Raw genomic sequence first — 11,594 nt, 5'->3', positions numbered from 1 at the left:
AGCCGCCTCAATCAAGCCGCTTTGGAGGGACGCGCGAGCGCGCGGCCGAACATCATGTCGGTGCGGATCGCCGCCACCTTGTCACGATTGCGGATCAGCTCGAGATACCAGAGCGCATCGACGGTATCGCCGATCAGCACCGCGCCGGTGAGCCGGCCGTCGGAGATGACGAGCTTCTTGTAGGTGCCGCGCCTGCGGTCTGACAGCACGAGGCTCTCGCTGCCCTCCCCGCCCATGAAGTCGCCCGCGGAGAATACGCTGACGCCCGACACCTTCAGATTGGTCGAGACCACGCTGCCCTGATAGGCCGCGGGACGGCCCGCGAGATGCCGCGCCAGCACGCGCGCCTGCTCGTAGGCAGGCTCGACGAGGCCGTAGCAGGTGCCGCGATGCTCGGCGCATTCGCCAAGCGCGTAGATATCGGGTGACGCCGTCTGCATCTCGTCGTTGACGACGATGCCGCGGTTGACTGCGATGCCGGCGTCCTTTGCGAGCGCAATGTTGGGCCTGATGCCGGCGGCGAAGATCACCGCATCGGCCTCGATGCGGCTGCCGTCGGCAAGCTCGACCGCTTGGACATGACCTTCGCCGTGGATGCGCGCTGTGGATGCATTGAGCAGGATACGAATGCCCTTGCGCTCGACCAGTGTCTTGAGCAGGTCCGCGGCGGAGGCATCGAGCTGGCGCTCCATCAGCCGGTCCATCAGGTGCAGCAGCGTCACCGGCGCTCCGGCCTTGGCGAGGCCGTAGGCCGCTTCGAGTCCGAGCAGACCACCGCCGACCACGACGACGCGCTTCCTGGCGGCCGCGAGCGTCAGCAGCAGGTCGACGTCGCGGGTATCGCGAAAGGTGTGCACGCCGGCGAGATCGGCGCCGGGCACGTTGAGCCGTAGCGGCGTCGAGCCGACGGCGAGCACGAGCTTGGAATATTCCATGCTCTCTTCGCCTTCGATCTTGAGCTCGCGTCGGCCGGTGTCGATCTCGGTGACCCGATAGCCGTAGCGCACCGTGACACCGCGATGGCGCCACCAGTCGGCGGGTCGGAGCTCGATCTCGTGCGAGCCGGTCTCGCCGGCCAGCACGGAGGAGAGCAGAACACGGTTGTAAGCGAGCCGCGGCTCTTCGCCGATGACGGCGACCGCGTAGCGGCCGAGTGCGGTCTTGGCGAGCTCGTCGACCAGACGCGCGGCCGCCATACCGTTTCCGACAATGACCAGCGGTTCACTCACAACGCATCTCCTATTCAGCGGCCTGCGACTGTGCGCCGTAGGCCTCGGACATCATGTAGCCGGACAACACGCCGTAGGCGTCGGTCCAGGCGGTAGCGAGTTCGGGCGTCCAGGCCTCGCCAAGGCCCTTCTCCAGGGTCCACAGCAAGGTCGCGCCGACCACGGGGTAGTGCTCGGCCTTGGCGCCGTAGCCGACGTGACGCTTCGCAAGCGCGGAGGCCGCCGGAAGAATCGAGTCCAGATTCGACAGACCGCCGACGACGGCGGCGAGCATGCCCATCAGCTTCTTGCGCTGCTCGGTCATGTCCTCGGGGAACATCGCGCGCACGGATGGCGCCACCTCGAACAGGCGATCGTAGAACAGCACCGCGGCCTGCGCGGAAATCGGCGCGACCTTGGCAAAGCTCTGCTGCACGAGGGTGATCTGTTCCGGCGTCATGATGTTCTCCTGCCTGTTGGGTTTGCCTTGGTGCGCGCCATTGCGAACCAGGTTCATTGTCAAACTGTCGGGCAATGCTTCTCCCCGCGTATGGGGAGAAGCGAGATTCGTACCAAGTATTAGACACGCGCGCCGGCGAGGCTTGACGCGCCTTCGCCCTGCGGGCTGCGACGCAGATAGAACCACCAGGTCAGCGCGAGGCAGGAGGCGTAGAAGCCGAGATAGATCGCGAGCGCGAGCTGCGGCCCGCCGGTCAGCGCGATCGACTTGCCGAACCCGGTCGGGATCAGATAGCCGCCAACGGCGCCGACCGCGCCGATGAAGCCGACCGCAGCACCGCTCTCGATGCTCGCCGTCTTCAAGGCGACCGCGCGCTCCGCATCGCCCTTGCCGCGCACCCTGAACAAATTCTGCTCGCGGAAGATCGAGGGGATCATGCGGTAGGTCGAGCCGTTGCCGATGCCCGTCGTCACGAACAGGACCAGGAACATCGACAGAAAGCCGATGAAATCCTTGTGCCCGACGAAGTAGAGCACGCCGATCGTCGCGCCTGCCATCACGATGAAATTCCAGAACGTGATCACCGAGCCGCCGATCCTGTCGGCAAGCCAGCCGCCGAGCGGCCGCGACAGCGAGCCGACCAGCGGCCCCAGGAACGCGATCGCAATGGTGACTTGCGGGAACTGGGTCTTGATCAACAGCGGAAATGCAGCCGAGTAGCCGATGAAGGAGCCGAACGTGCCGATATAGAGATACGCCATGATCCAGGTGTGCTTGCGCCTGACCACGGCGAGCTGGTTCTTGATCGACGACTTGGCCGTGGTCAGGTTGTTCATGAAGAACACTGCGCCGAACACCGCGATCGCGATCGGCAGCACCCACATCAGGCCGGCGTTCTGGAGGAAGACGCCGTCGACGGGCGATGCCTGGAACAGGTTGATGACGGCGAGCGTCATCAGGATCGGGGTCAGGAGCTGCACGCTGGAGACGCCGATATTGCCGCCGGCCGCATTCAGTCCGAGCGCCCACCCCTTCATCCGGTCGGGGAAGAAGAACGAGATGTTCGTCATGCTGGAGGCAAAATTGCCGCCGCCGAGACCGGCGGTCGAGGCAATCAGCAGCATCAGCCAGAACGGCGTGTCGGGCTGGCCGACGAAATAGGCCAGCGAAAGCGTCGGAATGAGCAGGATCGCCGCGCTGAAGATGGTCCAGTTGCGCCCGCCGAAGGTCGTCACCGCGAAGGTGTAGGGAAAGCGCATCAACGCGCCGATCAGCCCGGGCACCGCGACGAGCTGGAACAGCTGGTCGGTGGTGTAGTGGAAGCCCGCCTGCGGCAGCTTGGTGGTGACGATGCTCCAGATCAGCCAGACCGAGAAGCCGATATGTTCGGCCACGATCGACCAGATCAGGTTGCGTCGCGCGATAGTCTTGCCAGTCGCATTCCAGAACGCCTCATCTTCGGGGCGCCAGTCTGAAATCCAGGTTGGATTCTTCGTCATTGAGTATCCCTTCTTGCCTCACCGCTGCGTCGTTGCAGGCTCAGCCTCCGGCCACGGAGGCGCGCGCCGAGGCCAAGCCCCGGTGGCGAGTTCACGATGCTGATTGATGATGTTGAGGGACGTCGTCGTTGGCGTCGCGGTCGGTGTTTCAATTTCCGTGCCAACTGCGCGCATTCCGGAAACGCAGGAAATTCAGGAGCTTGTTCGTCGTGCCCCAAATTCTTGCAGCACTATTTCGCACGCAAATTTTGCGATTCGCTCAATCCCTGTGCGCCGCACAAGGATTGAGCTTGATGATTCAAAATTAGGCGTTGCGTGAGCACCTGTTGGTGACGCGCCTACGCGGCTTCGACGAAGCGATGACGCTCATAGAGGAATTCGAGCACGCGCTGCCGGCACTTCAGGTAAGTGACGTTGGTCGCGAGTTCGAGCCGCTTGCGCGGCCGCGCCAGCGGCACCTCCAGCACCTCGCCGATGCGCGCGCTCGGCCCATTCGTCATCATGACGATGCGATCGGACAGCAGCACCGCCTCGTCGACGTTGTGGGTGATCATCAGAATGGTGTTGCCGAGCTTCTGATGCAGCGCCATCACCGAATCCTGCAAATGCGCGCGGGTCAGTGCGTCGAGCGCGCCGAAAGGCTCGTCGAGCAGCAATACTTTCGGCTCCATGGCAAGCGCGCGGGCAATGCCGACGCGTTGCTTCATGCCGCCGGAGATTTCCGAGGGCCGCTTGTCCTTGGCATGGGCCATCTGCACGAGGTTGAGATTGTGCATGACCCAGGCGTCGCGTTCGGCGCGTTTCTTGGTCTTGGCGAAGACCTTGTCGACGCCGAGCCGGACGTTCTCGTACACGGTCAGCCATGGCAACAGGCTGTGGTTCTGGAACACCACCGCGCGATCCGGTCCCGGCGAGTTCACCTCGCGGTTCTCGAGCAGCACGCCGCCCATGGTGGCGTTGGTCAGGCCTGCGATGATGTTGAGCAGGGTCGACTTGCCGCAACCGGAATGGCCGATGATCGAGACGTATTCGCCCTTGTCGATGGTGAGATTGATATCCTTCAGCACCTCCGTGGAGGCTGCGCCGCGGGTGAAAATCTTGTCGATATGGTCGAGCTTCAGATAAGCGGTCATGTGCTTCCCCATTTAGTTCAGCGCGGTGCCGCGGGTGACGATCTTGCCGGCGCCCGCGATCAGGCGGTCGAGCACGAAGCCGATGATGCCGACATAGAACAGCGCCAGGATGATTTCGCTGATATGCGAGGAGTTCCAGGCGTCCCAGATGAAGAAGCCGATGCCGACGCCGCCGATCAGCATTTCCGCGGCGACGATCGCGAGCCATGACAGGCCGATTCCGATGCGAAGTCCCGTGAAGATGTAGGGCGCGGCGGCAGGGATCATGATCTTGGCAAAGAACTCGAGCGGGTTGAGCTGCACCACTGCGGCGACGTTGCGATAGTCCTGCGGAATGTTGCGGATGCCGACCGCGGTGTTGATGATGATCGGCCAGACCGAGGTAATGAAGATGACGAAGATCGCCGACGGCTGGCCGTCACGGAAGGCCGCGAGCGAAAGCGGCAGCCAGGCCAGCGGTGGGATCGTGCGCAAGACCTGGAACAGCGGATCGAGCCCGCGCATGGCCCAGACCGACTGGCCGACCAGGACGCCGAGCGCGATGCCGGCGATGGCGGAGAGCGAATAGCCGAGCGCGACGCGCTGGAGACTGGCGGAGAGATGCCAGAACAGACCCTTGTCGATGCCGCCATGGTCGAAGAACGGATCGAGGATCAGCTCCTTGGTGTCCTTGAAGACTTTTGACGGCGGCGGCAGCGCCGAGCCGGCGCGACGGCAGACCAGCTCCCATATCAGCATGAGCAACGCGACCACGACGAGCGGCGGGATGACGCGCACGGCGGTCTCCCGCGCCATCCGCGCGTAAGTCTCCGAGCGCGGCGGCCGCTTCGGTGTCATCGCGACGACCGGTGCGGCAGCGCTCGCGGGCTTCGCGGTCTCAACCTCGATCTTCGTGGCGGGCATGTTCATCGCAATATCTCTCCGGCTGCAAAAGACGATGCGGCCGCCCGGAGGCGGCCGCTGGCTCCATCAGACTTCGACGCGCTTGATCGCGAGCGACTTCAGATAGGCAGCGGGATTTTCCGGATCGAACACCTTGCCGTCGAAGAAGGTCTCCTTGCCGCGCGACGTAGAGGCCGGGATCTCCGCACTTGCGACGCCGAGCGTCTTGGCCGCATCGCGCCACATGTCCTCGCGGTTGACCTTGGCGATCAGCGCCTTGGTGTCGAAATTCGCCTCGTACTTGCCCCAGCGGATGTCCTCCGTGAGGAACCAGAGGTCGTGGCTCTGGAACGGATAGGAGGCGAAGTCGCGCCAATACTTCATGATGTGCGGGGAGTTCTCGACCACCTTGCCCGGGATGCCGTAGTCGAACTTGCCAGCGGTGCGGTCGAGCACGTCTTCGACGGGGCAGTTCATCCACTGCCGCTTGCCCATGATGGCGGCAAGCTCGGCCTTGTTCTCGGCCTTGTCCGACCATTGCTGCGCTTCCATCACCGCCATCAGCAGCGCCTTCGAGGCCTTTGGATATTTATCGACGAAGGCGGCGCGCATGCCGAAGGATTTTTCCGGATGCTTGTTCCAGAGTTCGCCGGTGTTGATGGCGGTGTAGCCGATGTTCTGATGGATCAATTGCAGATTCCAGGGCTCGCCGACGCAGAAGCAATCCATGGTGCCGACCTTCATGTTGGCCACCATCTGCGGCGGCGGCACCACGATGGTCTCGATGTCCTTGTCGGGATCGATCCCGCCGGCGGCGAGCCAGTAACGGATCCAGAGGTCATGCGTGCCGCCGGGGAAGGTCATTGCGGCCTTCACGGCCTTGCCCGAGGCCCTCTTCTTCTCCAGCGCCGCCTTGAAGGGCGTGGCGTCGACGCCGAGCTTCAGGTCGGCATATTCGTTGGCGACGGAGATGCACTGGCTGTCGAGATTGAGCCGCGCCAGGATGTACATCGGCGTTGGCTGATTGTTCTGCGTCACCTTGCCGGCCGAGATCAGATACGGCATCGGGGTCAGGATATGCGCCCCGTCGATGCCGTTGCCTTCGGAGCCGAGCACGAGATTGTCCCGCGTGGTGCCCCAGGAGGCTTGCTTCTGCACGTCGGTGTCGGGCATGCCGTATTTGGCGAACAGGCCCTTGTCCTTGGCCACGAACAAGGGGCCGGCATCGCTCAGCGCGATGAAGCCGAGCTTGGCACCCTTGACCTCGGGGCCGGCGTCCTGCGCGAAGGCGCCAGCGGGGAAATTCAGTTTTACGGCGGCCAGGAGTGCGGCGGTCGAGCCGGCGGCCTTCAACAATTGACGGCGGCTGAGGCCAGTGTCCGACGGCCGGCGGGTGCGCTTGGTCATAGGCGGTATCGTCCTTTGCGTCGTTGCAGAATGATGGCGTCAGTGCACACGAGCAGCCCGTCCGTCCGGCGACGCCTGAAGCAGCGCATGCGAACGCGCGACGGGGGGACCCCCGTCTGGTGGCGTCGGCAATTCGGATGAGAAGTCTCGCGGGACGGCTTCAATGGCGTCGGCCTGGAACTATTCAAGCTTCGTGCCAAGCGCCGCAACGTAGAAAATCTCGAAAGATCAGTATGCTACAGGCAGCGCGCCAGTCTGTCGCAGGCCCGTTCCGCTCGCGAAATTTGCGGCTTGCCCAATAATTGTGCGGCGCACAACAGTTGTGCAGCAGCTCAAGCAAAAGGCCGCATCAAGCGCAAAAGCCGGGGCAGCCAAAGCTCTACCAGATTGATGTTGCTTGCTTTTTATGAGCCCAGCACGCGGCACGCAACTTGCTTCTCCATTTACGTCAATGAAGACTGCGGCTTTGCCGCATTGATGCAGGCGCTGGCGGCTGCATCCCGGAAGCTCAACTGCTTCGCGGCCCTCCTCGGCTCGGTCGTCGTGACGCAATCCCAAAGGCTTCCAACTCTCCATCGCCTCGTGCGCGGCAGGTCAGCCCGCACGGGCAGTGACGTTCAATCGCTCTCGCAGGAGGGCGAGATCTCTTTCTTAGGAAGCAAAAGGAACCATCGATGTCGTATCTCGCGCCTTCGGAATTCGTCACCAAGATGGTGGATGCGGGCGAGTCCAAAGTCTTCATGTCCACCCGGGATACCATCATCCGCGCCTACATGGCCGGCGCCATCCTGGCGCTCGCGGCATGGTTCGCCGTCACGATCAACGTGAACACGGGGCAGCCGCTGATCGGCGCGCTGCTGTTCCCGGTCGGCTTCGTCATGCTGTATCTGCTGGGCTTCGACCTCCTGACCGGCGTGTTCGTGCTCTCCCCGCTCGCGCTGATCGACAAGCGCCCCGGCGTCACCATCGGTGGCGTCTTGCGCAACTGGGGCCTCGTCTTCGTCGGCAACTTCGCCGGCGCCTTCACCGTGGCCTTCATGATGGCTTTCGTCACGACCTTCGGCTTCACGCAGGACCCCGATAAGATCGGCACCGCGATCGGCAATATCGGCGAAGGCCGAACGCTGGGCTACGCTGCGCATGGCGCGGCCGGCATGGCGACGCTGTTCCTGCGCGGCATGCTTTGCAACTGGATGGTCTCGACCGGCGTGGTCGGCGCCATGATCTCGACCTCGGTCCCCGGCAAGGTCATCGCGATGTGGATGCCGATCCTGGTGTTCTTCTACATGGTGTTCGAGCATTCCGTCGTGAACATGTTCCTGTTCCCGTCGGGCCTGATGCTGCACGCAAAATTCTCGATCATGGACTACCTGATCTGGAACGAGATCCCGACGGTGCTCGGCAACCTCGTCGGCGGCCTCGCCTTCACCGGCATGACCCTCTACGCCACGCACGTCATGACCAAGCCGAAGCGCCAGGCCGGCAAGGCCACGTCGCCCCGCGTCGCGGCCTGATACGTCTCGACAGGAGAGCCTCGCCCGATCAGGGTGAGGCTCCCCTTTGCCGGTGATGACGATGACCCGCGGACTTCAGATCTCGGTCGGCCAGCATTCCGACAAGGGTCGCAAGCCCATCAACCAGGATTTTCACGGCGTCCTCGTTCCGGACGAGCCGATGCTCAGCCTGAAGGGCATTGCAGCCGTCCTCGCCGACGGCATCTCCAGCAGCACGGTGAGCCAGATCGCCAGCGAGTCGGCGGTCAAGAGCTTCCTGATGGACTATTATTGCACGTCGGAATCCTGGACGGTGAAGACCTCCGCCCGCCGCGTGCTGGACGCGACCAATTCCTGGCTCCACGCGCAGACGCGCAAGAGCCAATATGCCTATGACCGTGACAAGGGTTATGTCTGCACGCTGAGCGCCATGGTCATCAAGGCGACCACCGCGCACATCTTCCACGTCGGCGACTGTCGCGTCTACCGCGTGGCCGGCAAGGCGCTCGAACAGCTGACCGACGATCACCGGATCATCGTGTCCTCGGAGCAGACCTATCTCGGCCGTGCGCTCGGGATCAATCCGCAGCTCGAGATCGACTACCAGAGTTTCGAGATCGAGACTGGCGACACGTTCCTGCTGGCGACCGACGGCGCCTATGAATTCGTCGACGCGCGTTTTGTCACGAGTGCGCTCAGCGACCATGCAGCCGAGCTCGACGGAGCGGCGAAGGCGATCGTCGAGGAAGCCTACCGGCGCGGCAGCGACGACAACATCACAGTCCAGATCCTCCGCATCGATGCGGTGCCGCAGCGCGAGCCGGCCGGCATCTTCAACCAGACCTCCCAGCTGCCGCTTCCCCCGCTGCCGGAGCCGCGGGCCGTCTTCGACGGCTACAAGATCGTCCGCGAAATCCACGCCAGCAGCCGCAGCCATATCTACCTTGCCGTCGACGCGGTGACCGAGGAGCCGGTCGCGCTCAAGCTGCCGTCGATCGATTTGCGCGACAATGCCGCCTACCTGAAGCGCTTCCTGATGGAGGAGTGGATCGCGCGCCGGATCGACAGCCCGCACGTGCTGAAGCCGCTGTCACAGTCGAAACGGCGCGGTTACCTCTACGTCGCGACCGAATTCGTCGAAGGTCAGACCTTGCGGCAATGGATGACGGACAATCCGCGCCCCGATCTCGAAACCGTGCGCGGACTGGTCGAGCAAATCGCCGCGGGCCTGCGCGCCTTCCACCGCATGGAGATGCTGCATCAGGACCTCAGGCCCGACAACATCCTGATCGACAAGACCGGCACCGCGAAGATCATCGACTTCGGATCGGTCAAGGTGGCAGGCGTCGCGGAGGCCGCGCCACAGGACGAGACCGACGAAATTCTGGGAACGGTCCAGTACACGGCGCCGGAATATTTTCTTGGGCAAGGCGGCTCGCCGCGCTCCGACATGTTTTCGCTCGCCGTGATCTGTTACCAGATGCTGACGGGAAAGCTTCCCTATGGCACCCAAATCGCCAGGATCCGGCGCAAGGCGGACGTGCGGAGGCTCAAATACCGCCCGGCCGATGACGACAGCAACGTGCCCGCCTGGGTCGACGGCGCGCTCAGACGTGCGCTGCATCCGGATCCCTACAAGCGGCACGAGGATCTGTCCGAATTCGTCTTCGAGCTTCGCACACCCAATCCGGCCTACCTCGACACGCGGATCACGCCGCTCTTGGAGCGCAGCCCGCTGATGTTCTGGAAATTGACCACGGCGGCGCTCGCCTGCGTCGTCGTGGTCCTGCTTGCGATGTTGCACGCGCGCTGATCCGGGTGTCGCCACGCAAAGCATCACCACGTGATCAGCGGAGACCGATGCAGCCAGGTATCGGCGCGCACTTGATCCAGCACGAATGTCGCAACGTCTTCGCGCGCGATGCTACCGCCATGGAAGCCCGAAAGATCCGTCAGGGCCCGGACCGAGCCGCGGCCGGGCTTGTTGTTCAGGATCGAGGGGCGAACCAGGACCCAGTCCAGCCCGCTGTCTTTGACGATTGCTTCCTGCCGGTCCTTGTCGGTGTACACCTTCTTCAGGAGAAGCGGAAAGATCACATTGTCGGCGACAAAGCCGCCGTGCCCGGCACTGTCGCCGGCGCCCATTCCGGTGATGCAAACCAGCCGCGAGACCTGCTCGGCCTTCATCGCGCTCACGAGTGCGCGCGTCGCGGTCGAGAGAAGCGTCACCTCGCGGAACGGGCTTACCGGTGTACCCAGCGCACTGACCACGGCCTCACGGCCTTTGAGGGCTGCGCGCAGGGCTGTTTCATCGCGGGCGTCTCCGACGATGAGCTTCGCCCCCGTGATGTCACGTGCCTTCTCGGCGGAACGCACCAGCACGGTGACGTCGTAGCCTCGCGCCACCGCCTGGTTGACGATCAGGCGACCGGTGGCACCGGTCGCTCCAAGCACCAATATCTTCGTCGCACCTTGCGGATCCGCCGGAACAGTGGCGATTGAAGAGGTCATGATAGGAGTCCTCGTTGTCGTGATGGGGACGTGCCCATGCCGTCAGGCAGAGGCCGCGATTTCGGAGACGAAGTCGCGATAGGAGCGCAGGGGGCGGCCCAACAACGCGGTCAGACGCTCGACGTCGCCGGCTTCGGGGACCATTCCCTCGGTGAGGAAACGCTCGCTCATCAGCCGCATGTCGTAGGCCATCCAGCTCGGCATGAACTGCCGGAGATTCTTCTCGAAGCCGGCGGTATCGTCACCGGGATAGGCGACCGTGCGGCCCAGCACCTCCGACCAGACCGCGGCGGCTTTCGCGCCGGTCAGCGTATCAGGACCGACGAGATTGATGCGCGTGAGCGGAAGCGGTGATGCGGCGCGCTCACGACGGATGAGCTCGAGGGCCGCGATCTCGCCGATGTCGCGCGCATCGATCATCGCGAGCCCCTTGCTCCCGATCGGCATCGGATAGATGCCGTATCCGGTCACCACGTCCTTGATCGTGACGTCGTTGTTCATGAAGTACGCCGGGCGCAGGATGGTGGCGTTGAAGCCCATCTGCTCGATCATCCGCTCGACGCCGAACTTGCCGGCAAAGTGCGGGACGTTCACGTAACGATCGCTGTGGATCACCGAGAGGTATACGACCCGCTCGACACCAGCCTCGCGGGCGACGTTGAGCGCGATCAGCGCTTGCGTGAATTCATCCGGCACCACTGCGTTGAGCAGGAACAGGGTCGAGACGCCCTTGAATGCGCTGCGGATCGAGTCGACGTCGAGCAGGTCGCCCTGCACGACGGTGACGCCTGCCGGGAGGTTTGCCTTGGCTGGATCGCGGGCGAGAGCACGGACATCGGCGCCGCGTTTGGCGAGCTGTTCGACGACGTGGCGGCCGACGGTGCCGGTTGCACCGGTAACGAGGATGGTCATGGAGATCACTCCGGGTTGGTCAGAAGACACCCGGAAATTAGCGATCCACAAACGAACCGATAGCCGCTATATTTGGACGGACTGTCTCA

General features: G+C 63.6%; 10 protein-coding genes. 2 read left to right on the top strand and 8 right to left on the bottom strand.

The window, feature by feature from the left end; translation table 11 throughout:
• Positions 1 to 11: 11 nt before the first annotated feature.
• The 6 genes from AC0L3B_RS00750 to AC0L3B_RS00725 all read right to left on the bottom strand — a co-directional run bounded on the left by AC0L3B_RS00750 (position 12) and on the right by AC0L3B_RS00725 (position 6,589).
• On the bottom strand, positions 12 to 1,229 hold the full coding sequence (locus tag AC0L3B_RS00750) for an NAD(P)/FAD-dependent oxidoreductase (protein WP_085385885.1): 1,218 nt from the start codon (positions 1,227 to 1,229) through the stop codon (positions 12 to 14).
• A 10-nt stretch (positions 1,230 to 1,239) separates the two neighbouring features.
• The gene (locus AC0L3B_RS00745) at positions 1,240 to 1,668 is read right to left on the bottom strand and encodes a globin family protein (RefSeq protein ID WP_026233298.1); all 429 of its coding nucleotides are present in this window, start codon (positions 1,666 to 1,668) and stop codon (positions 1,240 to 1,242) included.
• A gap of 119 nt (positions 1,669 to 1,787) precedes the next feature.
• Positions 1,788 to 3,167 (bottom strand): MFS transporter, encoded by a 1,380-nt coding sequence (locus AC0L3B_RS00740; protein ID WP_018457089.1) that lies wholly within the window; start codon positions 3,165 to 3,167, stop codon positions 1,788 to 1,790.
• A gap of 338 nt (positions 3,168 to 3,505) precedes the next feature.
• The gene (locus AC0L3B_RS00735; RefSeq protein WP_473379899.1) at positions 3,506 to 4,300 is read right to left on the bottom strand and encodes an ABC transporter ATP-binding protein; all 795 of its coding nucleotides are present in this window, start codon (positions 4,298 to 4,300) and stop codon (positions 3,506 to 3,508) included.
• Positions 4,301 to 4,312: 12 nt separating this feature from the next.
• Positions 4,313 to 5,209, bottom strand: a complete 897-nt coding sequence (ntrB, locus tag AC0L3B_RS00730; protein ID WP_085352122.1) for a nitrate ABC transporter permease — start codon at positions 5,207 to 5,209, stop codon at positions 4,313 to 4,315.
• A gap of 60 nt (positions 5,210 to 5,269) precedes the next feature.
• Entirely contained in the window at positions 5,270 to 6,589 is a 1,320-nt protein-coding gene (locus AC0L3B_RS00725; RefSeq protein ID WP_085362268.1) for a CmpA/NrtA family ABC transporter substrate-binding protein, read from the bottom strand.
• Between the two features lie 674 nt (positions 6,590 to 7,263).
• On the opposite strand from AC0L3B_RS00725, the gene AC0L3B_RS00720 reads away from it, so the two are divergent.
• Positions 7,264 to 8,103, top strand: coding sequence for a formate/nitrite transporter family protein (locus tag AC0L3B_RS00720; protein ID WP_018457093.1), 840 nt, complete (start codon positions 7,264 to 7,266; stop codon positions 8,101 to 8,103).
• A 55-nt stretch (positions 8,104 to 8,158) separates the two neighbouring features.
• On the top strand, positions 8,159 to 9,895 hold the full coding sequence (locus AC0L3B_RS00715) for a bifunctional protein-serine/threonine kinase/phosphatase (RefSeq protein ID WP_247363493.1): 1,737 nt from the start codon (positions 8,159 to 8,161) through the stop codon (positions 9,893 to 9,895).
• A gap of 23 nt (positions 9,896 to 9,918) precedes the next feature.
• Here the strand turns inward: AC0L3B_RS00715 and AC0L3B_RS00710 are convergent, their stop codons facing one another.
• Both AC0L3B_RS00710 and AC0L3B_RS00705 read right to left on the bottom strand, forming a co-directional pair.
• On the bottom strand, positions 9,919 to 10,593 hold the full coding sequence (locus AC0L3B_RS00710; RefSeq protein WP_247300278.1) for an NAD(P)-dependent oxidoreductase: 675 nt from the start codon (positions 10,591 to 10,593) through the stop codon (positions 9,919 to 9,921).
• A 42-nt stretch (positions 10,594 to 10,635) separates the two neighbouring features.
• Complete coding sequence (locus AC0L3B_RS00705) at positions 10,636 to 11,505, bottom strand: SDR family oxidoreductase (RefSeq protein ID WP_473379898.1); 870 nt, start codon at positions 11,503 to 11,505, stop codon at positions 10,636 to 10,638.
• Positions 11,506 to 11,594 lie beyond the last annotated feature (89 nt).

The sequence above is a fragment of the Bradyrhizobium sp. Kon56 genome (assembly GCF_055807635.1).
Note: the sequence above shows the minus strand (reverse complement) of the source record. Positions and strands in the feature narration are given on the sequence as shown.